Origin of the sequence: Glacieibacterium sp. (assembly GCF_965200405.1) — a bacterium.
GTDB lineage: Bacteria > Pseudomonadota > Alphaproteobacteria > Sphingomonadales > Sphingomonadaceae > Glacieibacterium.
Genome location: NZ_OZ241356.1, coordinates 1,211,496 through 1,235,680, shown reverse-complemented (window position 1 = coordinate 1,235,680; position 24,185 = coordinate 1,211,496). Strand labels below are relative to the sequence as shown.

Sequence of the window (24,185 nt, the reverse complement as noted above, 5' to 3'; positions counted from 1 at the left end):
GATGATCCTGCGCCGCCAGTTCCTGTCTGCCGCCGCGCTCGGTGCCGGCACCTTGTTCGTCGCCCCCGGCCTTGCTCTCGCGACGGTGCCGACCGAACGGCGTTTCGTCTTCATCATCCAGCGCGGCGCGGCCGACGGGCTCGACATCCTGCGGCCGACCGGCGATCCCGCGTTCGCCGGACTGCGCGGACAACTGATCGACGACGCGGCGACGGGCACCAAGCTCGACGGGATGTTCACCCTGCATCCCGCGCTGGCCGAGGTTGGCAAGATGTACGGCCGGCGACAGGCTCTGTTCGTCCACGCCGTCGCCTCGCCTTACCGCGATCGTTCGCACTTCGACGGGCAGAACGTACTCGAGACCGGCGGCACACAGCCCTATGCGGTGCGCGACGGCTGGCTGAACCGCCTCGTTACCCTGCTGCCGCGCTCGAGCGACGCGGCAATCGCCATCGCCGCCACGGTGCCGATCGCCCTGCGTGGATCGGTGCAGGTCGCCTCTTTCGCCCCGTCGGCCCTACCCGATGCGGCGGACGACCTGATGACGCGAGTGACCGCCCTTTACGACGCCGATCCTCAGCTCCATCCGGCATGGGCGGCCGCGCTGGAAACCAAGGGCCTCGCCGCCCAGACCGGCGCAGGACAGGATCCGGCAAGCCTCGGACGGCTGACCGCAAGCTTCCTGACCAAGCCCAACGGGCCGCGGATTGCGATGCTCGAAACGCTCGGCTGGGACACGCACAATGCCCAGAAGGGCCGCCTCGCCAACCAGCTCAAGTCGCTCGACGCGATGCTCGCGGCCATGCGCGACGGACTTGGCGCGGCCTGGGCGACCACGACGGTGCTGGTAGCGACCGAGTTCGGCCGCACCGTCGCGGTCAACGGCACCGGCGGAACCGATCACGGTACGGGTTCGGTGGCGATGCTGGTCGGCGGCGGCGTCGAGGGTGGCCGCGTCGTCGCGGACTGGCCCGGTCTTGCACCGGCGAGCCTGTACCAGGCGCGCGACTTGCGTCCGACGACGTCGCTCGATGCATTGATCGCGGGGGCTACCGCCGAGAGCCTCGGGCTCGATCCCGCACGGGTACGGCGGGAGTTGTTCGCACCCGCGAACGGCGAGCGGCCGATGTCGGGACTGATCCGAGCTTGATGCTCACAAGGCGAAGATACTGGATCCGCGTAACTGGCCACGATCACCGGACGATTTTCGTGGTACCAGGATTACCCGTAACAGCGTTTCGCGCAGGTGGTCGTGACCGATTTCGGTGAGGCGGCAGCTTGCGGTGAGACGGGATCGATATGACAGTCGCTGGGTGGTTCGAGGGCGCTGTCCGTGCCGTGAGCTCACCGCTGATTTCCGGCATAGCGTCGTTCAACCGCTGGCGTCTGCCAGCGCGCGATGCACCACACCCGCTGCTGACCGGCATCCATCAGCCGATGACCGAGGAACTGACGTTGCTCGGGCTCGCGGTGGAGGGGGTAATCCCGCCTGAACTCGACGGCCGCTACGTCAGGATCGGACCGAACCCGGTGGCCGCCGACCCGCGGACCTACCACTTCTTCACCGGCGACGGCATGTTGCACGGTATCCGCATCGCCGATGGGCAGGCGCATTGGTATCGCAACCGCTGGATCCGGTCGTCGACGGTGGCCAAGCAGCGCGGTTTTCCACCAGCACCAGGACCGCGCCACATCTTCGATACCGTCAACACCAGCGTCCTGGGCCACGCCGGCGGCGCCTATGCCCTGGTCGAGGCGGGGAGCACCCCGGTTCGGTTCGACGACAAGCTTGGAGAACAGCGCTACGTCGACTTCGACGGGACGTTACCCGGGTCGTTCACCGCTCATCCGCGCCGTGACGCCGCGACCGGCGAGCTCCACGCCATCTGCTACGAGGCGACCGATCCAAAGCGCGTGCGCTACAACGTTGTCGACATCGCTGGCCGGGTGCGGCGATCGGTGGTGATCCCGGTCTCGCAGGGGCCACTGATCCACGATTGCGCGATTACGGAACGGTTCGTGGTGATTCTCGACCTGCCGATGACCCTGTCGATGCGAACCATCCTGTCGGGCCATGGCTTTCCCTATGCGTGGGATCCCGGGCACCCGGCGCGGATCGGCTTGTTGCCGCGCGAGGGTGTGGCGGACGATATCGTCTGGATACCCATCGATCCGTGCTTCGTCTTTCACACTGCCAATGCCTATGACCTTGCCGATGGCCGCGTGATCCTCGACGTCATCGCCTACGACCGGATGTTCGCCGACAAGAACGAGGGACCGGATACGCTGCCGCGCGGTTTCGAACGGTGGACGATCGATCCCGCTGCCCGGTCGGTCGAGCAGCGCACGATCGATCATGCGCCGCAGGAGTTGCCGAGGATCGACGAACGCCGGACCGGTCGAGAATATCGCTACGCCTATGCGCTGGGCTTGCCGGAAAACGGCGGTGCCGCGCCTGACGACGAGTCCCTGCTCTATAAGCACGATCTCGAAACCGGCACGCGGCAGGCCCACCGGTTCGGCGCCGGACGCGCCGCGGGTGAGTTCGTGTTCGTGCCGCGTAGCGCGCAGGCCAGTGAGGACGACGGCTGGCTTGTCGGTTTCGTCATCGAGGCCGACGGTAATGGCACCGCGCTCGAGATCATCGACGCTCGCGTCATCGACAGCCCTCCGGTCGCGACCGTGCGATTGCCGCACCGAATTCCGCCCGGCATCCACGGTGCCTGGCTCCCGACCGCTTGATCAGGCGGACGGCATTACGGTGAGGGTGTCACAGCATCGAGGATGGTCAATGGCTCGCCGGAGCTGCGACCGACCGGCGACTGGGTAATCAGGATGGTCGTGCCGGGCTGCAGGGCAGCCTTGACCTGTTCGTAAAACTGTCTGGGAAGCTTCAGCCGATTGATCACCGCCTCGTCGAGTGTCTTGCCCTCCTCAGCCTCGTGGCCAGGAAGACCGACATACGTCCAGCGGGCCGTGCCATCAGGGTTGGCGGCCAGTTGTATGACGTGGCTGCCGGGGTCGTCATCGTTGACCTCGGCGACGCTGCGGCCGATCTCCACGCCGGCCCGCAGGACGACGACCCGCTGCTCCGACTTCGAGACCATGATGGTCAACGGGCCGGCAGGCGCGCGATCCGGCGTCCAGGCATATTGCTGCGGCCCGAGCGGCGCCGTCGGTGCCGGTCGTCCGAGCGCGTCATACGGCGCCAGCAGGCTGGAGTCGGAGGTCCGGACGTGGCTGATGGCATCGCCCGCGATGACGACCGTCGCGCCCAATGTGGTGATCCCGAACAGCGCCCGCGAGAAGCCGTACGGCAGGTGCACGCAACCATGGCTTTCCGGATAGCCGGGCAGACCGCCGGCATGCAGCGCAACGCCGTCCCAAGTCAGTAGCTCCTGGAAAGGCATCGGCGCGTTGTTGTAGATGCTCGAGCGGTGGTTCGCGTCCTTTTGCAGGATCGTGAACACGCCCGTCGGCGTGGCATGGCCGGGCTTGCCCGACGATACCGTGGCCACACCGATGCGGACGCCGTTGCGGTAGACGGCCGCGCGTTGCCGGGACAGGTCGACGTAGACCAGGACCGGGCCGCTCGGCGCGATCTCGGGGGCCCAGACCCATTGCCCGGGCTTGAGCTTGTCGGCCATGCGCGCCAGCTTGGTCGGCGAGCTCGCGACCGCACCTTGCGCGTCGGCGCGGGACGAATACGCTCCGACGGTGAGTAGAGCGGCGGCAACGAGCATGAGGTTGCGGCTGATCATGATTTGCGCATCGCTATGCACCGGGCAATCACCTCTCCTCCAAGGTTGCGGAAGGTGATCGACCGACCGGACCGCCGGTAGCTGACGAACGGCTGCCATGCGCCGCCCGCGCGTGTCGCGACCGCCATCGCCTGACCGCCACGCGCCAGGACGAGCACCAGATGGTCTTCGGCTGCGACCGCGACGGTCTCCCCGTGCAGACACGAGCCGATCGTCACCGGCAGTGGCGAGGTCAGCATGGAAAGGACCGCGATCCGGTCCAGGTACGCCTGCGCGGCGCACGCCGGGTGATCGGCGCGAAAGGCACACAGCCGACTTCGGCGAAACCAGGCGCCCTGATCCTCGATGAAAACGCCTGGCGCCGTCTGTGCCGGAGCGCTTGCCAGCACCGCGACAAGGCGACGATCGAGCGCAAGCAACGCGGGATCCTCACAGACCAGCGTGTCGGTCGCGTAGACCGGATGGGTGCAGTCGGCCGACTCCTGGGCGACGGGCGGAGGTACGGCCGCCACCTGCCAAAGGGACGCGGCAAGAAACCAGAGATTCGCTGTCACCAGTAGCACCGAGCGGATTACGACGAGACAATGTCGCGGCGCACTTCACGCTTGGCAAGCATCACGGCGAAGACGGCGCGACCGACGCCTCTTCAGCCGAAGATTTCCACCTGCCCGGTGCCGAGCCGATAGATGCCCCCGCGAATGGCAAGACGTCCGCTTTCAAGCTGATCGGCAATGATCTCGCTGGACCTGCTGAGTTTCTGAGCGGTCAGCCGAATATTGGCCTTGGTCGCGTTGGCCAGCACGTCCTGCGTCCGCCGGGCTTCCTCGACGGCGGGGCGCAAGGCTTCCACCACGGTCGGCAGGTGACCTGGTAGAATTTCGTCGGTGGTGATGGATTTGATCGACGCGCTGACCGCGCCGCACGCATCGTGTCCGAGGACGAGGATCAACGGGGTGCCGAGGCTCGAAACGGCGTATTCCAGACTGGCAAGCCCATCTTCCGAAAGGTAGTTTCCCGCCACACGCACGACGAACAGGTCGCCACGCGCGCTATCGAAAGCGTATTCGGGGGCAACGCGCGAGTCCGAGCAACTCAGGATGGCAGCAAAAGGGTTCTGGCCGGAAGCGAGCGCCGACCGCTCACTCGAGAAGTCATGCCGCTTGGTGATCCCTTCCGAATACCGCTTGTTGCCTGCTTTCAGGAGCTCCAGGGCCCGCTCCGGCGTCACCTGGTTCTGCGGCTTGGGTGGTGCGGTCTGGGCGATAGCGTGCCGTTGAGCGATCACCGTGCCCACCCCTAACAAGGACGCACCGAGGATCCTCCGCCGCGTGACGACTGAAGGACTTGCGGTCGGGCTCATGCGATTCTCCTCGGGCTCGCCCTTCATGACGGGGGGAGGATACCTTACGATATTCCGACATCCAGAGTGTAGTTGGCAGTTTCGTTCCGGCGCGCGGCGTTACGCATCAAATAGACCTGCACCGTGTACGTGCCCGTCAACGGGATCGTGGCCGAGAACCGGTTCCCGGTGGTCGAGCCGTTGAACATCGCGGTATCGGCTCCCGGGGCCATCACGTTGAAATAACTCGACCGGTTGCTCGTCGTCAGCCTCACCGTCATCGTCTGGCCGGCACGCGCCGGGACCGTGTAGTTTACTGTTGCATAGCCTCGGACAGCGCCCTTGATCGCTTTCGCGCCGACATCGCCCGCAAACTTTACGGGGACCGTCTTTACCGCATCCTGGGCGGCAAGCGGCGTCGCGAGCGACAGTGCAACTGCGGCAAGGATAGCGCTTCTCATCGTGCGTCTCCGGGCAAGATGGCGAAATAACCCTCCAGGCCGTCGATGGTTCGCAGCCACTCGACCAAGCAACCCGCCGGCGCGGGGCGCTCGGCCAGGATCGACGGCGCCCCTTTCAGCCGATCAGCAGCCGGGTTCCAAGCGCCGCTGCGAGAGCGGGGACCATGACGACGCTGCCGACCTTGAGGAAGCGCCAGAAGCCGACGTCCTCGCCTTCGCGGCGGATCGCCTGGAGCCACAGGATGGTCGCGAGGCTGCCGGTTATCGACAGGTTCGGACCCAGATCGACGCCGATCAGCAAGGCATCGATGATCAGGCGGGGTGGGTGCGCCTGCGCGACTGCGGTGCTGGCGACGAGACCCGAAGGCAGGTTGTTCATCAGGTTGGAGGCGAAGGCGAGGACCGTCCCCGACAGCGCGGCGCCGCGGACCGGATCGGTCGCCAACGATTTCAGGGCATCGGCGACGTGCCCGACGACCCCGGTGCGGTCGAGTGCCTCGACCAGCACGAACAGCCCGGCGACCAGCGGCAGCACGCTCCACGATACCGACTTCGCCAGCGCGATCGGCGAGCGCCTGGCCAAGGCGCAGACACCGAGCGTCGTCACCACGCCGGCGAGGCAGGTCGGCAGGCCCAGCGGCTGGTCCAGCGCCGACACGATGATGAGCAATACCGCCGTCACCGCGATACCGGCGAACGCCGCCTTGCCACCCGCCGACAGCGGCGGCCGTTCGACGTCGCGCTCGCAGATCCCGGCAATCCGGTCGCGCTCGCTCCAGCGCAACGCCAGATAGGTCACCAGGATCGACGCGATTGAGGGCAGCGCAAACGACCCGAACCATTCCCCAAGTGGAGGCATCTTGCCGCCGTAAAGCACGAGATTGGCGGGGTTGGAGATCGGCAGCACGAAGCTGGCGGCATTGGCGATCAGCGCGCAGGCGAACAGCAGCGGTAGCGGATCGGCCTTGGCCTTCCTGGCAGCGGCGTATACCGCCGGAGTCAGCACCACCGCCGTCGCATCATTCGACAGGAACACCGTGGTGACGATCCCCGTCGCATACACCAGCAGGAACAGCCGCGGAGTCGATCCGCCGGCGCGGTTGACCGCAGTTGCGGCCACCCAGTCGAACAGCCCCTGTTCCCGCGCGGTCTCGCTGAGCAGCATCATGCCGATCAGGAACAGGTAGACATCCAGCCCCTTGCCGACCGCACCGACAGCAGCCTGGAGCGGCATGAAGCCGAGCAACAGCAGTAGCGCTGCGCCGCCGACCGCCCATATCGCCTCGGGCCATTTGAACGGGCGACCGACCACGCCCGCGGTTGCAGCGGCACAGATCCCCCAGGTCACGCCGGTCGCGAGGTTCACGCGCGCATCCCGCCGGTGCCTGTCGCGGGCATGTCGTCGGCGTGTTCCCGTTGCATCGTTCCACTCATGCCGGTCGGCCTGCGTCGGCGTCGCCAGTCTCGGCGGCCGCCTCGCAGGCACCCCGGATGGTGGCCGCGAACATGATCCATAGCGCCAGACTGGCCACGGCGAAGCTTCCCAGAATGTAGAAGGCAGTCTGGTAGCCCAGCCCTTGCGCGATCCAGCCGCCGATCGCCGGGCTCAGCGATGCGCCGATGCCCTGCACCGTCATCACCGCGCCCTGACCGACATTGACCCGCCCGGTACCGGCGAGCAGGCAGGCGACAAGGCCGGGCACCGCCACGCTCTGCAGTCCGGCGCCGATGCCGTCGAGGGCCTGGACCGGCCACACGCCCCAATGCTCGATGAAGGTGCCCGCGAGAAATCCGCGCAAAGGCAGCGCCGCGAACGAAATCAGCAGCACCAGCCAATAACCCCTGCCGGCGGATAGGCGCATTGCAACCAGCGAGGCGACGATCATCACCGCCTGTGCGACGACGACGGTGGTTGCGGTGAACAGCGCGGGATTGCCCTTGCCGGCGCCGACGACGGCGAGGCCGTACAGCGGCAGCATGGCGCCGTTGCCGAGATGGAAGCAGGCGAGCGCCGCCGCCAGGATCAGCATCGGCTTGTTCTTGAGCAATGTCCTGAGGCCCTCGGCCTTGCCGGCGTCGGCGCCCTTGTCGTCACCGTCCTTCTCCAGCCCGCGCGCCGCCTGATGGTCAATCGCGGCCTCGGGAATCATCAGCACGCTGATAATTGCCAGCACACCGAAGACGGCGGCGAGGTAGAAGATCGCCGGCATCCCGAACTTCCAGCCGAGCCAGCCGGACAGGCCCGCACCGACCATGTTGCCGGCATGGTTCCAGGCCTGATTGCGGCCATTCTGCGCATTGAAGCCCTTTTGCCGGACGACGCCGAGCGTCATCCCCGTCACCGCCGGACCTATCGCCGCGCCGGCGATCGCGGTCGCGACCTGGCTGACCGTCACCACCCAGCCCGACTGCGACAGCAAGATCAGGAACGACGCCATCACCGTGCAGATGCCGGTGACGATCACGACCAGCCGCTTTTTCTCGGTATGGTCGATGAACGCGCCGGCAGGGACGGTCATCAGCATTCCCGCGACGCCGCCGACGGTCATCACCGTGCCGATCGGGCCGGTCGCCCAGCCGCGCTGCTGGAGGAAGACGCCGAGAAACGGGCCTATCCCGGCCTGCATGTCGGCCATGAAGAAGTTGAGAGCCTGTAGCGCGCCCTTGGCGCGGGTCGTGTCTCGGTCCGATCGTGGCTGCGATACCATGTCTTTTCCCACCTGTTCGTGCACAGCGCGCGACATCGATTTTTGAAGCAGCAACGGCTGCAAAATCCTGCGGCGAATCCGTCGCGCCCTTCGCAAGTCAAACGGTACGCCCAGCTAAATGCTGGACGTACCGTTGCAGCATCAGCGCCGCGGCGGCGCGGGCGTCTGGCCCGGGGGCGGCGGCGGCGGACCGCAGTCACCGGGCGGTGGCGGAGGAGCAGCCATCCTGCGGCCGCCGCGCGATTCCGGCCGCGGGGGCCGCGGGGGCGGCGGGGGCGCTGCGCCGTCGGCGCGTGCCTGGGCCGGGGGCGGCGGAGGGGGCGGGTTCATGCCACGGGTCGGCGGCGGCGGCGGCGGCATCAGGCCGGCCGGACCGACGGCTCGGCATGGACCACCGGGAGGCGGTGGTGGTGGCATGTCACCGCGCATGCCGGCGTCACGCGGCGTCGGCGGCTGCTGTGCGCTGGCCGGAACGGCAAGGACCGTCATGGCAAGCGCCGCGACGGCAAGACCGGAGAGAAGAGGTTTCATGGATATTGTCCCGTAACTGTCGCCTGTCGATTTGGCGCATTCGGAACATCGGGCCGGATTGCGGCTCGATTCCGACGGATCATGTCGCTGTGTATCAGACCAGTTCATTCAGGCTTCGGAGTGTATCCGACGGCTGGCCCCGCCACCGTTCGACATCATTTGCGCGCGACCTGATCCGGCAATTGGAGCAAACAGGAGCGATGCAGGACGATCCGCATATCATCGTCGTCGAGGACGACCGCGAGATCGCGGCGTTGGTCGCGGCAATGCTCGGCGCGAACAATTATCGCGTTTCGCTCGCCTCCAGCGGCGCGGCGCTCAGGACGCTGCTCGGCCGTCACAACGACATCGCGCTCGTGGTGCTCGACCTCAACCTGCCCGGCGAGGACGGGCTCGACGTCTGCCGCTGGCTGCGCCGGACCGGCAATCTGCCGATCATCATGCTGACCGCACGCGGCGATCCGATCGACCGGGTGATCGGACTGGAGATCGGCGCCGACGACTATCTTGCCAAGCCGTTCGAGCCGCGCGAACTGCTCGCCCGGATCCGCAGCGTCCTGCGCCGGACGGCAGCAATCCCGCTCGGCGAGCCGGTGGCGGATACCGAACCGGTCGAGGTTCGCTTCGGCGGCTGGCGTCTCGATCATCGCCGCCGGCACCTGGTCGGTGCGGACGGCCTGGTCGTGCCGCTGTCGGGCAGCGAATACCGGCTGCTCGCGACGCTGATCGCGCACCGCGGCAAGGTACTGCCCCGCGAGGTGTTGCACCGTCTGACCGGCGGCACCGACGATGCCGCACTCGACCGCTCGATCGACCTGAGGATCAGCCGGCTGCGTGGCAAGCTCGGCGACGACCTCGACGGCTCGCCGATCATCAAGACGGTGCGCGGGCGCGGCTATGTCTTCAGCGAGGCTGTCGAGCAGTGCTGAGCGGGGCTCGCCGCTTCCTGGACACGATGGCCGGCCGGATCTTCGTGGTGCTGATCGTCGGCATCGCGGCGGCGGCGCTGCTCGCCTCGGCGCTGGCCGGGATCCAGCGCCGCGCCGAGGTCGCGGCCGAACGCGCCGACCGGATCGTCGACCGGATCGTCGCTGTACTCGAATCCGACCCGCCGCCGCCCGGCACCCGTCGCCTCGACCGTCTTCCGAGCGGCATAGCGGCGCCAGCGATCGCACAGCGCATTGCCGCGCGCATATCGGACGCACGCGATGTCGCCGTCGTCAGCGTCGACGCTGCGGTTTGCGCGCGTGTCGGACCGTCGCCGCCCCCGCCGCCGCCTATCGACCAACGTCGCGCGCCGTCTGTCGGACCTGAGCTGCCGCGCCCGCTTTGCTATGCGGTGCGTCTCGCACAGGGCGCAGGGCGACCAGTCGCCTTCGCCGTCGACGCACCGCCGCGTCCCGGGCCGAGCGAGCCGATCGCGAGCACAGCCTTCCTCGCTGCGCTGGCGATTGCGACGGTGGCGCTGGCGCTGATCGTCGCCCGGATGGCCGCGCGACCGATCGCTCGGCTCGGCGCGGCGGCACAGGATCTTGCCGCCGACCTCGATGCCAGTCCGGTGGCGGAAAGCGGCCCCGGCGACGTGCGACGCGCCATCGCCGCGTTCAACGACATGCAGGTGCAGCTGCGTCGTACGGTCGAGGAGCGAACCTATATGCTGGCCGCGATCTCGCACGATCTGCGCAGCCCGCTGACCCGGATGCGCCTGCGCCTCGACGGCATCGACGACGCCCGACTGCGCGACAAGCTGGTCACCGACGTCCAGGCGATGACCGTCCTGATCGAGGAAGGGCTGGAGCTTGCCAGGCTGTCACGCGAAACCGATGCGGCGCTGGTGCCGGTCGATATCGCCGCGCTCGTCGCCAGCCTGTGCGAGGACGCGCAGGACGTCGGGCAGCCGGTATCGTTCGAGCCATCCACACGCATCGTCGAGCGGACGCAGGCCGATGCCCTACGTCGAATCGTCACCAACCTCATCGACAACGCGCTACTCTACGGCGGCGAGGCCAGGGTCTGGATTGATACCGACGATGGCGCGACGAGCATCCACATCGCCGATCGCGGACCCGGCATCCCGATTGGCGACCTCGATCGCGTGTTCGACCCGTTTCGCCGGCTTGATACCGCGCGGACCGGCGGCCAGGGGTCGGGGCTGGGCCTGACCATCGCCCGGCTGCTCGCGCGTCGCATCGGCTGCACGATCGGCTTGCGTAACCGGCAACACGGCGGGCTCTTCGCGAATGTGACCTTTGCCCGACCGGCTGCCCCTAGGGAGGCAGCGGCACGGACGTGATCAAGGCCAGCCTGTCGGGCCCCCAGGATCAGAACTCCCCCGCGACGCCGACCCGCGCGACATTGTTGCCCTGGCCGCCGTAAGCGAAACCAGCGGTCGCGGCGAACGGCATGTCTGTATCGAAGCGGTGAGCGATCGAGCCGCCGACGGCTTGCTCCCCGCGGAACGTCGATACGTTCATCGAATAGGCGGTGCGCCCCGGGGCGGACGGCATGGGTGCATAACCGATCGCGGTTGCCGCAGCCGTCCCTTTGCGCGAATCACGCCGGACCTCGCGCACGTCGAACGCGAGGCCGGCGATGCGGCTGTCGGTGTAGGCGTTCGATGCCGCCAGCCCGGCATTTAGCCCCGATTGCAACTGGCTGAGGTTTACGGCGTCGGTCGCAGAGGTTCCGGCTGCAAGGTTGGTGACCCGCCTCGTCGCGCCGACCGAACCGACCGCCACGACGTTCGCCGCACCCCCGTCGCTCGATCCTGCCCCGAGTGCGACCGAGTTGAGGCCGCTGCTCGATGCGGCGTTACCGATGGCGGTCGAACCGGCCGCCGTCGCACTGCTGGCATTGCCGACTGCCAGCGACCGCTCACCGGACGCGATCGCACCGGCGCCGCCCGCAGCGGCGTTCGCACCGGACGGTGAAGGCGCGGCGGCTCCCGCGGTGTTGTCCGAACTAAAACCGCGTCCGCTGCCGACCACGAGTGTCGACAGGTTGGTGACCGCGGCATTGGTCGCTGCGAGTTGCGCGCCATTGACTGCGTCGAGCGAGCTGTCTGCCAGCGTACCGGCGCGGACACCGGTCAGGGTGCGCGCTTCGCCCGTGCCGCTGAAGTCCACGGTGTCACCTGCGGTCCCCGCAGCGACGGTAACAGTAGCGCCCGGTGCGGCCTGTCGAACGAGCCCGATGGTGCCCGCGTCGATTTGATTGCTCAACGTCGTGACGTTGCCCGCAAGGCTGGAGATGCCGGCGGTATTTGCCGCGGTCTGGCCCTGGAGCGTACCGATCGCGGCGCTGTTCACACCGACCTGCCCGGTCAGCGCGCCGAGCGCGACGGTGTTGCCAGCGCCCTGGCTCTGCAGCGCGGCGATCTGCCCGGTGTTGGTGGTGACCTGCGAGTCGAGCGCCCCGATCGCGCCTCCGACGCTGGTCTGCACGACGCCCTGGACGGTATAGCTCGGGGCGGTCAGCCTGCCGTCCGTGTCGACGGTCGCACCACCCCCCAGCGCCGCGGCGACGCTCTGCGCCGTGCCCGCCAATTGGCTGCCGTTGACCGCCTGGTTCGAGGTGGCGTTCACCTGCCCAGCTGCGACGCCGATCAACTGGCGGGCGTTGTCGGGGTTGCCGGTGCCGCTGCCGCTGAGGTCGACGGCCGCGCCGCCGGCGGCGGCACCGACGCTGATGTTGGCGCCGCTCGCCGGCTGCACGACCAGGCCGATGCCGTTCGACGCGCTCGCGCTGGTGATACCGTTGATCGCGGCGGCGTTGGAGTTGATCTGCGCTTGCTGCGAAACGCTCTGGCTCTGCAGCGTCGTGATAGTGCCGCTGTTCGTCGTCACCTGACCGTTAAGCGCGGTCAGAGCCGCACCGACGTCGGCGCGTGCCGCACCCTGGACCACGTAACTCGGCGGCGTGAACCCTCCCGTGGTCGCGTCGTAGCCGGCACCGCCGCCCAGGGCAGCCGCTGTCGCCGCGCCGATGCCGTCGGCACGCGACGCAACACCTTGCAACTGGCTGACATTCACTGCGTCGGTGGCCTGGTTGCCGGCTGCGACACCGGTCAGCTGTCGTTGCCCGGTCCCCGTTCCGATCGCGACCTCACCGATCGAAGTCTGCAGCGCCGACACGCCGACCGCGGTGTAGCCGATCTGCGCACCCCGGCTCGCATTCGACTGTCGTCCTAGTGCGACGCTGTTCGCCACGGTCGCGCTGGCGAAGCTGCCGACGGCGGTGCTGTCGGTCGCGGACGAGACTGCGCCCTGTCCGATAGCGGTGCCGCGTGTTCCGGCAGCGGCGTTGACACCATAGGCAACGGCAGAGTTTCCGGCGACAGCGGTGCGGCCAGTCGCGGTTGCGTTCGTTCCCGCCTGCGCACCCGACCCCAGCGCGGTGCCCTGCACCCCGCTTGCCGCAGCACCATCGCCGAGCGCGACAGTATTCTGAGCACTGGCAACTGCGTTGTTACCGATGGCCACCGTGTTCACCCGCGTCAGATCCTGGGCATCGCCGGCCTTCGCGTTGGTGCCGATCGCCACGCCATTGGCCGCATAGGCATTGGCGCCGGTGCCGAACGCCAACGCGTTGTTGCCGCGCGCTATTGCAGCCGTTCCAATGGCGACGGCACTACCGGTCAGGGTATCGCCGGCAACCGCCCGGTTGCCGATCGCGATCGAGTCACCGGTGCCACGCGTCGTCGTCGCCGCGCTGCGATCGTTCCCGAGCGCAATGCCGCCGTTGTCCAGGACAAGAGCCGCTGGCGTGTTCGAACCGGAGCAGTCGGCGTTGCCGCTGACCGCCAGACCCGCGGTTGCGGCGCCATTGCTGACGATCGCAGCCGGGTTCGCCGGGCACGGCTCCGGCGAGTCCGCATCGACCTTGACGCCGGCACCGATCGCCGGTCCGGCAATGACGCCGGCGATGATGGAAGCAATCGCAGATTTCTTGACGAGGTTGGGAGTGGCCGACAGGCAAGACAAAGACCGGTTCATGATGACAGTCCTCCAATAATGTCCCGATATCTTCCGACATCAAACACACGATCATGTTTGGCAGATTAGTTTGCCATCACTGATCCTGGAGCACCATACCGGTCGGACGGCCATTAATGCCGCCGCTATTTATGAATGAGAACAACACTTTTAGCTGGCTGGCGTTAGTTAAGAATTGGTTATCTTGCGCCCGCTAGATCACTTCCGAAGCAAACCGAACCACGCGATCATGCGACAATTGTGCGTGTGACCGCGACACGACCAGTCATGCGGCCGGCGGCTGCCGCATCTTGAACGGTCACTTACCCCCGCGCGCGCTGACCTTGGAGTAGAGATTCGCCGCGCCCGGCGTCGGCAGCTCCGCCGTCACCGCTTCCCCGGCGCCGTGGTCGCGCGCCAGCGGCATGACAAGGGTGATGCCGCTACCCGACACCTTGCTGCCCGTGGCGTGGGGACGGCCCAGCGGCTCGGTGACGGTGATCCGCGCGCCAGACCGGCCACCCTGGGCGAGCCGGATGACCGCGTCCTCCGCATCTGCCCCGTCGCCGATACTGATGGTCTGCCCGGCGCTGAAGCCGACCGCGCTGGCGACCGGGATGATCGTCCCGCCCTGCTCGCTGGCCGCGCTCGAGACAGTCGCGCCCGAGGTGCCGATGGTGGCGATCGCGGCGGCCTCCTGCCCTGCGCCCGCGCCGACGGTGATCGCCTGGCCCGGAACGAAATCCGCCACGCTGGCGACGCGGATGCTCTTGGCGCCCGCGGCCGCGCCCTGCGGCATGCTGGTCGCCGGCTGCACCCTGAAATCCGCACACAGGCTGTCGCTGTCCGCGCCGTCGGGGAAGCGACCGATGCTGCGGTCGGGGGCGCCCGGCGCGGCGGCGGCGAGCGCCGTCGCCGGCGCGCTCGGCCCGGATCCCGCACCCGGGATGACCGCAATGCAGCCGCCCTGATGCTGGACGCCCTCCAGCGTCGCGATCTCCGGGCTGGTCACGGCGCCGCTGGCACTGGAGTTGCCCTGTTGCGACCCATAGACCAGGCCATCCACCAGCACCTTGCCGCTGGGGTCGGTCAGCGCGATCGATCCGCCGCGGATCGAAAGCTCCCCCCCGAACCACTGGTTGGGCCGCGGTCCCTGATAGCCGGCGTTCCTGATCTGCAGGTCGACCAGCGGCGCGCCATAGCCATGAGCGCGGGCCAGCGGCCGGTCGAGCGTGATGCCGCTGCCCAGCGCCTGCACCGCATCGCCGCTGAGATGTGCGAAGCGCGTCGCCGGCGTGAAGCTGATGCCCGTGCCCGGGCCGGCAACATCGACGCCGACGATATTATCGAATTTCAGCGGTGCAGACAGCGTCACGCCGGTCCCGTCGGCGCCGGCCGTGCCGACCGCGACGACCTTGAGCCGTTGCAGGCGCTGGCCGGTGCCGATGGTCAGCAGGTCGCCCGGCGTGATGGTCGAGACATCGGCGACCTTGATCACCGTCGTGCCTGCTGTCGTCGCCACCGCGAGCGTGGTCTGCGTCCCGGCCTTGCCGACCGCGGTCACGGTCACGATCTCGTGACGACCGCCCGAGTCGATGGCGACCTTCTGCCCGACCGCGAACCCCGCCGCATTCATCACCGGCAGGTTGGTGGCACCCGCCGGCACGGTCAGCCAGGGGCCGGTCGATACCGGGAGAAAGATCGTCGTCGGCGCGGTCGCTGCCGTCCCGATGCTGTTCACGATGCGGCTCTCGCCGTCCAGGTCGATGCGCTGGCCGGTTGCGAAGCCGCCCACGCTGCGCACGTTGACGGTCGTCGCTCCGGGCGCCGCGGGCGCCGCCAGGCCGGAGCTGGCCAGGCCCAGCAGGTAGAACCCTCGCGGCGGCAGCACCGTCCCCGCCGGGATCGTCGCCAATGGCACCGGCGCAAAGAAGGTGCGCGTGTTGACCAACCGCCAGCCCGAAAGATCCACGGCGCGCGACGACGCGTTGTAGAGTTCGACGAACTGGTTGGTGCCGTTGCCGCCGCTGGCAAAGCGCACCTCGTTGATCTTCACCGGCTCGGCGCTGCGCACGCGCTGCAGGCTCGTATCGGCCCGGGCGAGGCTGCCGCTGTTCCAGTTCGCCTTGGCCGTGAGGAAGCCGGCGCTGGCTCCGGCCGGCGCGGTCAGCTGGAAGGTCGTGCTGACGCTTTCGCCCGGCCCGACCGAGGCGAAGTCGGCCGGGGAGGTGGCGCGGGCGGTCCATCCCGCCGGCACCGTGGCGGCCAGCGTCACGCCAAGAGCCGCCGCGCCGGTGCTGTTGGTAAAGGTCGAAGAAACATCGCCGGTGCCGGACGGCCGAAAGCTGGTCAGTCGCGTCTGGGTGAGCAACGGCGGGCCGTAGCGCGCTGCGACGATATTGGCCTGCACGGCATCGGTGGTGGCGGTGCTTGGCTGGCCCGCCGTCATCACGCCTTCATAGAAGGTACCCGCCGATCCGTTGCCGTTGTCGCCGCCATTGCCCATCTGGATGGCGCCCTTCTTGTGCATCGGGAAATAGGCGCTGTTCTGACGCGATCCGGGGCGCTCGCCCACGTAGAACGTCTTCAGCCCGCCCGCCTGTGCATCGCCGCCGCGCAGGGTCCAGAAGTTTCGGCCACCGCCGCCGAAGACGCCGGTGACGAAGCGCCAGTCGATCGACGGGTCGGCCGCGTTGACCCCGGCCTCGTAGCCGGAGAACAGGCCGGCCTCCATGTCGGACATGATCCACGGGCCGGTGCCCGATCCGCTTCCCCACCCGCTGGAGTTGCCGAAATAGATGCTCTCCATCGTGCCGGTGCCGACCGCGAGGCCGTTGGTGGAGGCGTTGCCATAGTTGAAGCAGCAGCCATTGCTGAAGTGCTTGCCGTCGACCACGACATGGATGCCCGCCGGCTCGTCGCCGATCGGCAGGTCGCGCGCATTGTGTTGCGGAAGCCCATGCCCGGCATGATGTAGACGCCGTACGCCTTGTGCCCGGCGATGCTGATCGGGGCCATGTCGGCGATCGGATGAGCGTCGAACGCGCCCTTTGCCGGCCCGGGATACAGCGGTCCCGGGGGCGCCTGGTAAAGATGGTTGCCCTTGCCCGACTGGTCGTAGATCCGCGTGATGAAGCAGAGCGAGTCGTCGCAAAACCTGTCCTGCGCGGTTACATCGGCATAGCCGCCGGCATCCGGCACCGGCAGGTCGCGCGGCTTGACGATGCCGATGTCGATGGTCCGGCCGTCCGACTGGCGCTCGATCTGGTACAGCGGACCGTCATAGCCGGACAGCAGCGCCCGCGTCATGCTGTGCGCGGTAACGCAGGGCGTACCCGCCGCATTGTACAGGTCGCACGGCCCCTGCGGACGAGGCGGGGCCGCCAAGGCCGGGGTCGTGATCAGCCCCGCGGCGAGGGAAGTTGCCGACGCCAGCATCGCTGCCCTGAACTTGGTCATCTGATCTTATCGCCCCCAATATCGTCGTTTCCGCATCGTTTGCGCATTTACTCGGACATATCCACCCTTGCTCTGCATGAGGTCGGGTTCGCTGGCGGGTTCTTGTCGGTAGGCAACGTTCACGATCGGGCTCGATCTCATATCGTGAGAGCCATTTGGCGTTTCAATCGATAACTTCCCAGCAACGTTGCGAAACAATGTTGCTCTTTAAAAGTGGGAGAGTAATGGGAAATTAGTCGGAGACGTTCAGATACCGGCTTTGAAAACATTCTTCGCTGCGCCGCAGCAAGGTTGTTTTCAAGGCAAGAAGCGCCATTCAGGTGCTCGACGCGTGTCACCGTCCCCGATGTTCAAACGGGGGAGAGATATGACCAAATTTCAGAAATCCACGCTCATGCTGTGCGGCATCAGCGCCATCGCGCTTGCCTCCGCGGCTACCGCGCAAGAAGCAGCGGCGACAAATTCGCCACCTGCGGCCGAGGACATCGTCGTAACCGGGTCGCGCGTCGTCACCGGCAACAGTTCGCCGACGCCGTTGACAACTGTTTCCGCACAGAACCTGCTCCAGAACACGCCGACGACGATTGCCGACGCGCTGTTCAAGCTTCCGGTGTTTGCCGGCCTTCCGGCGCAGACGCGTAATCCGGGTAACTCGAGCCAGAACTCCGGTGCCAACTCGCTCAACCTGCGCGGCATCGGTGCGGCCCGTACGCTATTGCTGTTCAACGGCCAGCGCGTGCCTGACAACAACGTCGATCAGCTGCCGCAGATGCTAATCCAGCGCGTCGACATCGTCACCGGCGGCGCTTCGGCCGTGTACGGCTCGGACGCAGTCAGCGGCGTCGTCAACTTCATCGTCGACAAGACGTTCGAAGGCCTGAAGGTCAACAGCCAGATCGGTGTGTCGACCTATGGTGACGACATCACCTGGCGGACCGGCATCGCCGTCGGCAAGACGTTCGGCCGCCTGCACCTCGAGGGGTCGATCGACCATTATGACGATCCTGGCATCTTCTCGAAGCTGACCCGGCCATGGGGACGCGACGTCTATTCGACCCAAGGTGCGGGCACCACCGCCAACCCGTACAAGCTGGTCAAGGACACCCGGATCAGCAACACGTCGTTCGGCGGCAAGATCCTGAGCGGACCGCTGGCCAACCAGAACTTCTCGACCAATGGCGTCCTGGTGCCGTTCGTCAACGGCACGGCGACCGGCGCCGGCACGATCCAGAGCGGCGGCGACGGCGCGTTCTTCGACAAGGCGTCGCTCAAGACCAAGCTGAAGAACACGCAATATTTCGGTCGTGCTGACTATGAGCTGACCGACGTCATCAACATCCACGCCCAGGGCTCGTACGTCGACACCAACAACAAGAACAATCACCAGAACAACGAATTCCGCAGCTACACGCTGAGCGCCGGGAATGCGTTCCTGCGGCCCGAATATCAGCAGGCGATGGCCGCTGCCGGGGTTAGCACCTTCACCATCGGCAAGATGATGGAGCAGGCTCCGCCGCTGCAGCCGGAGACGTTCGTCAAGACCTACATCATCAGCGGCGGCATCGACGGCAAGGTCGGCATCTTCGGCAGCGACTGGTCGTGGGACGTGTCCGGACTGGTCAGCCGCCAGAGCCAGCACACGCTGAACAACGCCAACATGGACGGCGCCAAGGCTGCCGCGGCGCTGGATGCGGTCGTCGACCCACGCAGCGGCAACGTCGTCTGCCGCGTGACCCTGACCAACCCGACAGCCTATCCGGGCTGCGTCCCGATCAACATCTTCGGCCCGACTTCGGAGAGCAAGCAGGCGCTCGACTACATCCTGCTGAAGTCCGACTTCACCACGATCTCGACGTTGAAGGAGGTCAACGCCAGCATCTCGGGCTCGCCGTTCAAGACCTGGGCCGGGCCGGTCAAGGTCGCGCTCAGCGGCGAAATGCGCGAAGCCACGGTCAAGACCGACTCGGACTTCCAGCCGGGCGACCGGGTCGACTGCGGCTCGCTGCCGATCGATCCCAAGGCGGGCCGCGTCCTCAACTGCAGCGTCGGCACCAACGGCAAGTCGACCCAGGCGCGCTGGGTCTCCAACGTCGTCGCGCAATTGCCCAAGCAAAGCGTCTCGGTGAAGGAAGTGGCCGTCGAAGCCGACGTTCCGCTGCTGGTCAACCTGCCCTTCGTGCAGTCGTTCAACGTCAACGCCGCCGCGCGCTACACCGACTACCAGACGTCCGGCACGGTCTATACGTGGAAGGTCGGCGCGGACTGGCACGTCAACGACGACCTGCGCTTCCGGGCGACGCGCTCGCGCGACATCCTGGCGCCGAGCGTCACCCAGTTGTTCGGCGCTGCGGCGGTCAATCCGTCGGGCATCACCGACCTGCACACCGGCATCAACGCCGTGGCGCCGGTACAGACCAGCTCCAACCCCAACCTGGTTCCCGAAGTCGCCAACACGATCACCGGCGGCGTCGTTTACCGCCCGAGCTTCCTGCCCAACTTCTCGGTCTCGGTCGATTACTACCGGATCAAGATCGGCAACGCGATCGCGACCGTCTCGGGCAACGACGCCACGGTCATGCGCCTGTGCGAGGAGAGCAACGGCGCCTCGCCGCTGTGCGCCCTGTACGTCCGCCCGCTGCCGTTCGCCGATCGCAGCCCGGCCAACTACCCGACCCTCGTCCTCGCCTCGCCGCTGAACATCGCCAAGTTCCTCAGCAAGGGCGTCGATACCGAGGTCAACTACAGCTTCGGCCTCGGCCAGGGCGACATCAACCTGCGCGCCCTGATGACCTACACCGCCAAGCAGAAGACCCAGACCCTGCCCGGCACGACGATCCTCGACGCCGCGGGGGCTGCCGGCCTTCCCAGCATCCGGGTCAATCTCCAGGCACAATATGTCCAGGGACCGTTCCGCTTCGACATCCTGCAACGCTACCACAACAGCACGCGACGGGCCGCGGACCCGACCCAGGTCTGGGCCGTCGGCAGGGTCGCGGCGCGGGCCTATACCGACGTGACCTTCGCCTACGACGTGAAGGTCCTCGGCGGCACGAGCCAGTTGTTTGTGAACGTCCAGAACGTGCTGAACACGGCGCCGGCGGTTCATGGCGCGACCGGCGGCTCGAGCTCGGTGCCCGGCCTGTTCCTGGCGACGACCAATGGCGACGACATCATCGGTCGCTACTTCACGACAGGTTTCCGCTACAAATTCTGACCCTTAGCTGAAACTGCACCGGTTCTCGGAGCGTCACCGACGCTCCGGGAACCGCGCTTGCGCCTGCTGCCAAGCCAGATTTCCAGCCCAAATTTGCACCCAAAAGGCCGTTAACCATCTATTATCTTTAACTGAAACTTTATTTATGACACTTGCGTATTGAGCAGAGTGTCTGGGGCAATCGGACGCGCTCGTCCGTCCGTTTGTCTCAAGAGGATTACCATGTTCCCGGCACTGAAATCCGGCCTTGTGGCCATCGCATCGTCATGCTTCGCGTTGATCGCCGTTCCCGCTGCTGCCGCCACGCCGATCCACATCACCGGTGCCGGCATCTATGCTCCCGGCACCGTCGGCGTCACTACCGGCACGTCGGGCTCCAACGACTATGCCTCGCTGGTAAAGTTCAACGCGACGGTCGGCGACAGCACCGACAGCCGCGACCTGATCGGCTTCTGCATTGACCTGTTTCATTCGATCTATGTCGGCGTCAACACGCAGCTGCCGATGTCGCTCGACTATCATGTCGGCAAGCTGACCACCGACGCGCATGGCAAGGTCTTGTCGAGCGCGCAGATCCAGCAGATCACCGGCCTCGCCAACCTCGGCTTCTCGATCAGCCGGAGCGGCGCTGCCGACAAGGCGGTTCAGCTCGCGGCGATCCAGCAGGCGATCTGGACGGTCGAATATCCCGGCTCCAGCTTCGTCGCGACCGGCGGCTACGCCAACCAGCAGGCGCTCGCCGACAGCTTCGTGGCACTGGCGCCGACGCTGACCGGCAGCGCCAAGGTCATGTATGCCGACAATTTCGCCACCCAGGGCTTCATGGTCGCCGGCGTTCCCGAGCCTGCCGTCTGGGCGCAGCTGATCCTCGGCCTGGGCATGGTCGGTGCCGTCTCGCGCCGGCGGGCTCGCGGCGTCGTCACGGCCTGACGCGAAAGCTGCTACGCCCCGGGCCGCCGCACGGCTCGGGGCAGGGCAGTCCTTTACGGAGCCGCGCGTTCGCCGATCGTCTTCGCGACAGCCGGCTGCATGCGGGCGTTGAAGCGCGCCAGCACCGGGTGCTCGCCGGCCGCGCCGAACTGGGTGACCAGCTCGCGGCCATTCCAATAATGCAGGGCAAAGCCCGGGCTTTCGGCGACGACCATGTCGCGCCCGTCCGCGACCGCCGGATCGATATCGCGGAAATCGAGCGCCACCTGGGGCGCGGTCGCCGGACAGACGCTGAGCGTCGTGCCGGCGAAGCCCGCCAGCATCGCCCGGTGATAATGCCCGGCGACCAGGCGGACGACCTGCGGATGGCGGGCGACGACGGCGCGCAGCCGTTCGATCCACGCCGCGTCGGCGGCCTCGGTCATCCAACCGTTGCCGGTTGCGATAGGCGGATGATGGAGCGCGATCACCGTCGGGCGATCGTTGGCAGCTAGGGTCCGTTCGAGCCAGTCGGCGCGCGCCGCGTCGAAGCTGCCACCGGACCGGCCGACGTCGATCGTGTCGAGCATGACGAAGCGCAGCGGACCGGCGTCGAAGGCGTATTGGACAAAGCCGCCCTCGCCCCGGATGCCGTCGAAGACTGCTTCGAAGTGCGTTCGATCGTCATGGTTGCCGATGAGCGGCCAGACCGGACACGGCGCGGCGTCGAACACCGCCTTGAGCGCCCGATAGGCCTCGGTCGTGCCGTTTTCGGTGAGGTCGCCGGTGACGAGGATCAGGTCCGGCCGTATCGGCTCACGCGCAAGCGCGACCATGACGCTGTCGAGCCGCTTGCGGTTCAACTCGGCCGGATCGGTGGCATGAAAGCCGAGATGGATGTCGCTGATCTGCGCGATGAGCAGGGTCGGCAGCATGGTTGAGGGCCCCCTTCCCGCTACCACCTTTGGGTAGTCGAGGATGCGCGAGGATGCGCCGTGACGCAAGCGATCGCTGACGGGACCCGGGAAACCGGGAGATCCAATGCCGACGGATGGCGGTCGCCCAATCGGCTCGCCGAGCCCGGGCAGTGATAAAACGAGGGGCGGCCGATCGGCCGCCCCTCGGTAGAGACTAGAAGTGGAAGACGACCGCGGCCGACGGGCGGATGCTCGTCAGGTCGTAGGTGTCGACTGCGAGACGCAGGCGGGCACCCGACTTGCCGGCGACGCCGCCAAGACCGATGTTCTTCGGGCCGATCTCGACGCCGAGGCCGTAGACCTCGTTGTGATCCTTGCCGAAGCCGCGACGACCTTCGATCCAGCGATAACCGGCGCGGGCGAAGAACAGCCCGCTGTCACCGGCACGGATGCCGACGCGGCCCATCGCGCCGTATTCCCAGTCGATGTCCTGGAAGCCCTTGGAGCCCTGGGCCTCGACGCCGACTAGAACCGGCCCGAGCAGCGCATCGACGCCGACGAAAGCGTCGATCGCCGGAGCGCGTGCGCTGCCGTGCTGCGTGAAGTCGCTCTTGTTGTCGGTGTCGAAGTCCTGATAGGCGCCGCCGACGCCGAAGTAGGGCGACAGGCCATAGGCGCGGGTGCCGTCGGGCGCCGTGTCCTGGGCCAGAGCGACTGCGGGAACTGCGAGAGCGGCTGCGCCGAGCGCCGCCGCGATAACGATCTTAAGCATTAAACACCTATCTATAATTACCGATGCCCTTCCACGGGTTAAGCGGGAGCGGGTCGAGGGGCAGAAACCCTGCCGGACGATAAGGGTCCGAGTTTTGCGACGTTTTCGCGTCGCGTGACTTTCGTGCCACAGCCGTTTCGAGACTGTAACGGCGACGGCAGACAGCTAGAGATCCGCGGCGCTGCTGCCGTCACCAGCCCCCTGTTCGACGAACTGTTGGAGCAGCCACGACGCGGCCGGGCCGGGCGGCGCGGCGCGGCGGAAAATGCCGTAGAAGCGGTAGTTCCCGCCCGGATGATCGGGCATCGCCAGGCGGACCAGCGTACCCGCGACAAGGTCGGGCTGGATCAACGGCAGGGGCATGTTCCCCCAGCCGATACCCTCGCGGAGCAGCGCGTGCTTGGCGCCCAGATCGGCCAGCCGCCAGGTGCGCAGCCCGATCACCGAGAAGTCGCGACCCTCGGTCAGCGGCGAGCGGTCGGTCAGGACGAGCTGGGTATAGTCGCGCCCGGCACCCGACGGCAGCGTCTTCATCTGGGCCAGCGGGTGATCGGGAGCCGCGACGGGGACCAGCAGCACCGACCCGGCAACGCAGCGCTCGATCGCCGGGTGTTCCGCCGCGACCGGCCCCGCGATGCCGATGACCGCACGGCCATCGAGGACGAGTTCCGCGACCGCGCCGAGGCCCTCGACCGACAGGCGCAGCGACACCGTCGGGAAACGCGCGCTGAACGCCCGCAGCACGTTGCCGAGCCGGTTCGCCGACAGCATCACGTCGACCGCGAGATGCACCTCCGCCTCCAGGCCATCCAGCAGCCCCTTTACCTTGGCGCGCAGCCCGTCGATCCCCTGCGACACGGTCCGCGCCTCCGCCAGCACGGCGCGGCCGGCGGTGGTGAGCTGCGGGCGCTTGGTGGTCTCGCGGTCGAACAGCGCGACGCCGAGCTGCGCCTCCAGATTGGCGATGCCGTAGCTGATCACCGAGGTCGCCCGGTTGAGCCGGCGTGCGGCGGCGGCGAAGCCCCCGGTCTCGACAACCGCCAGGAAGATGGCAAGCTGGTCGAAGGTCGGCATGCCGGGCTCGGTCATATCTACTTTCTAGAACGTTCAGCGGCGCTTTATCCTACTTACCGGAGTAGTG

The 24,185-nt window shown here is 67.2% G+C and carries 17 protein-coding genes and 1 pseudogene; 6 read left to right on the top strand and 12 right to left on the bottom strand.

Going from position 1 to position 24,185, the window contains the following annotated elements:
- The first annotated feature begins 1 nt into the window (after position 1).
- Complete coding sequence (locus ACOFKW_RS05565; protein ID WP_419816354.1) at positions 2-1,150, top strand: DUF1501 domain-containing protein; 1,149 nt, start codon at positions 2-4, stop codon at positions 1,148-1,150.
- 149 nt (positions 1,151-1,299) lie between these two features.
- On the top strand, positions 1,300-2,742 hold the full coding sequence (locus tag ACOFKW_RS05560; RefSeq protein WP_419816353.1) for a carotenoid oxygenase family protein: 1,443 nt from the start codon (positions 1,300-1,302) through the stop codon (positions 2,740-2,742).
- Positions 2,743-2,756: 14 nt separating this feature from the next.
- On the opposite strand, the gene ACOFKW_RS05555 is transcribed toward ACOFKW_RS05560, so the two are convergent.
- From ACOFKW_RS05555 to ACOFKW_RS05530, 6 genes are all read right to left on the bottom strand, one after another.
- On the bottom strand, positions 2,757-3,743 hold the full coding sequence (locus tag ACOFKW_RS05555; protein WP_419816876.1) for a L,D-transpeptidase: 987 nt from the start codon (positions 3,741-3,743) through the stop codon (positions 2,757-2,759).
- 14 nt (positions 3,744-3,757) lie between these two features.
- Complete coding sequence (locus ACOFKW_RS05550; protein ID WP_419816352.1) at positions 3,758-4,315, bottom strand: hypothetical protein; 558 nt, start codon at positions 4,313-4,315, stop codon at positions 3,758-3,760.
- 92 nt (positions 4,316-4,407) lie between these two features.
- Complete coding sequence (locus tag ACOFKW_RS05545) at positions 4,408-5,121, bottom strand: carbonic anhydrase (RefSeq protein ID WP_419816351.1); 714 nt, start codon at positions 5,119-5,121, stop codon at positions 4,408-4,410.
- Between the two features lie 44 nt (positions 5,122-5,165).
- Positions 5,166-5,561, bottom strand: coding sequence for a hypothetical protein (locus ACOFKW_RS05540; protein WP_419816350.1), 396 nt, complete (start codon positions 5,559-5,561; stop codon positions 5,166-5,168).
- 115 nt (positions 5,562-5,676) lie between these two features.
- The gene (locus tag ACOFKW_RS05535; RefSeq protein ID WP_419816349.1) at positions 5,677-6,927 is read right to left on the bottom strand and encodes an arsenic transporter; all 1,251 of its coding nucleotides are present in this window, start codon (positions 6,925-6,927) and stop codon (positions 5,677-5,679) included.
- A 64-nt stretch (positions 6,928-6,991) separates the two neighbouring features.
- Complete coding sequence (locus ACOFKW_RS05530; RefSeq protein ID WP_419816348.1) at positions 6,992-8,305, bottom strand: MFS transporter; 1,314 nt, start codon at positions 8,303-8,305, stop codon at positions 6,992-6,994.
- 695 nt (positions 8,306-9,000) lie between these two features.
- Here ACOFKW_RS05530 and ACOFKW_RS05525 point away from each other — a divergent pair.
- Entirely contained in the window at positions 9,001-9,729 is a 729-nt protein-coding gene (locus ACOFKW_RS05525) for a response regulator (RefSeq protein WP_419816347.1), read from the top strand.
- 26 nt (positions 9,730-9,755) lie between these two features.
- Positions 9,756-11,093, top strand: a complete 1,338-nt coding sequence (locus ACOFKW_RS05520) for a sensor histidine kinase (protein ID WP_419816346.1) — start codon at positions 9,756-9,758, stop codon at positions 11,091-11,093.
- Between the two features lie 28 nt (positions 11,094-11,121).
- On the opposite strand, the gene ACOFKW_RS05515 is transcribed toward ACOFKW_RS05520, so the two are convergent.
- The 3 genes and pseudogenes from ACOFKW_RS05515 to ACOFKW_RS05505 form a co-directional block, all read right to left on the bottom strand.
- The gene (locus ACOFKW_RS05515; RefSeq protein ID WP_419816345.1) at positions 11,122-13,794 is read right to left on the bottom strand and encodes a YadA family autotransporter adhesin; all 2,673 of its coding nucleotides are present in this window, start codon (positions 13,792-13,794) and stop codon (positions 11,122-11,124) included.
- Positions 13,795-14,092: 298 nt separating this feature from the next.
- A complete protein-coding gene (locus tag ACOFKW_RS05510; protein WP_419816875.1) occupies positions 14,093-16,222 on the bottom strand; it encodes an NEW3 domain-containing protein in 2,130 nt (709 codons plus the stop codon).
- Positions 16,214-17,082, bottom strand: a pseudogene (locus ACOFKW_RS05505) (arabinofuranosidase catalytic domain-containing protein); the annotation flags it as partial. The pseudogene ACOFKW_RS05505 and the gene ACOFKW_RS05510, both read right to left, overlap by 9 nt.
- 517 nt (positions 17,083-17,599) lie before the next feature.
- Between ACOFKW_RS05505 and ACOFKW_RS05500 the strand changes: the two are divergent.
- The gene (locus ACOFKW_RS05500; RefSeq protein ID WP_419816344.1) at positions 17,600-20,446 is read left to right on the top strand and encodes a TonB-dependent receptor plug domain-containing protein; all 2,847 of its coding nucleotides are present in this window, start codon (positions 17,600-17,602) and stop codon (positions 20,444-20,446) included.
- A 222-nt stretch (positions 20,447-20,668) separates the two neighbouring features.
- Positions 20,669-21,376, top strand: a complete 708-nt coding sequence (locus ACOFKW_RS05495; protein WP_419816343.1) for a PEPxxWA-CTERM sorting domain-containing protein — start codon at positions 20,669-20,671, stop codon at positions 21,374-21,376.
- Between the two features lie 53 nt (positions 21,377-21,429).
- Here ACOFKW_RS05495 and ACOFKW_RS05490 read toward each other — a convergent pair whose 3' ends face one another.
- The 3 genes from ACOFKW_RS05490 to ACOFKW_RS05480 form a co-directional block, all read right to left on the bottom strand.
- Entirely contained in the window at positions 21,430-22,290 is an 861-nt protein-coding gene (locus tag ACOFKW_RS05490; RefSeq protein ID WP_419816342.1) for a metallophosphoesterase, read from the bottom strand.
- 196 nt (positions 22,291-22,486) lie between these two features.
- On the bottom strand, positions 22,487-23,044 hold the full coding sequence (locus ACOFKW_RS05485) for an opacity protein (protein WP_419816341.1): 558 nt from the start codon (positions 23,042-23,044) through the stop codon (positions 22,487-22,489).
- 165 nt (positions 23,045-23,209) lie between these two features.
- Positions 23,210-24,133, bottom strand: coding sequence for a LysR family transcriptional regulator (locus ACOFKW_RS05480; RefSeq protein WP_419816340.1), 924 nt, complete (start codon positions 24,131-24,133; stop codon positions 23,210-23,212).
- Positions 24,134-24,185 lie beyond the last annotated feature (52 nt).

Coding starts and splice junctions, on each gene's coding strand:
- ACOFKW_RS05510 (WP_419816875.1), bottom strand. CDS start 16,222: ATGACGGCGGGCCAGCCAAGCACCGCCACCACCGATGCCGTGCAGGCC.
- ACOFKW_RS05540 (WP_419816350.1), bottom strand. CDS start 5,561: ATGAGAAGCGCTATCCTTGCCGCAGTTGCACTGTCGCTCGCGACGCCG.
- ACOFKW_RS05490 (WP_419816342.1), bottom strand. CDS start 22,290: ATGCTGCCGACCCTGCTCATCGCGCAGATCAGCGACATCCATCTCGGC.
- ACOFKW_RS05520 (WP_419816346.1), top strand. CDS start 9,756: ATGGCCGGCCGGATCTTCGTGGTGCTGATCGTCGGCATCGCGGCGGCG.
- ACOFKW_RS05530 (WP_419816348.1), bottom strand. CDS start 8,305: ATGTCGCGCGCTGTGCACGAACAGGTGGGAAAAGACATGGTATCGCAG.
- ACOFKW_RS05565 (WP_419816354.1), top strand. CDS start 2: ATGATCCTGCGCCGCCAGTTCCTGTCTGCCGCCGCGCTCGGTGCCGGC.
- ACOFKW_RS05515 (WP_419816345.1), bottom strand. CDS start 13,794: ATGAACCGGTCTTTGTCTTGCCTGTCGGCCACTCCCAACCTCGTCAAG.
- ACOFKW_RS05495 (WP_419816343.1), top strand. CDS start 20,669: ATGTTCCCGGCACTGAAATCCGGCCTTGTGGCCATCGCATCGTCATGC.
- ACOFKW_RS05525 (WP_419816347.1), top strand. CDS start 9,001: ATGCAGGACGATCCGCATATCATCGTCGTCGAGGACGACCGCGAGATC.
- ACOFKW_RS05555 (WP_419816876.1), bottom strand. CDS start 3,743: ATGCTCGTTGCCGCCGCTCTACTCACCGTCGGAGCGTATTCGTCCCGC.
- ACOFKW_RS05480 (WP_419816340.1), bottom strand. CDS start 24,133: ATGACCGAGCCCGGCATGCCGACCTTCGACCAGCTTGCCATCTTCCTG.
- ACOFKW_RS05485 (WP_419816341.1), bottom strand. CDS start 23,044: ATGCTTAAGATCGTTATCGCGGCGGCGCTCGGCGCAGCCGCTCTCGCA.
- ACOFKW_RS05500 (WP_419816344.1), top strand. CDS start 17,600: ATGACCAAATTTCAGAAATCCACGCTCATGCTGTGCGGCATCAGCGCC.
- ACOFKW_RS05560 (WP_419816353.1), top strand. CDS start 1,300: ATGACAGTCGCTGGGTGGTTCGAGGGCGCTGTCCGTGCCGTGAGCTCA.
- ACOFKW_RS05545 (WP_419816351.1), bottom strand. CDS start 5,121: ATGAGCCCGACCGCAAGTCCTTCAGTCGTCACGCGGCGGAGGATCCTC.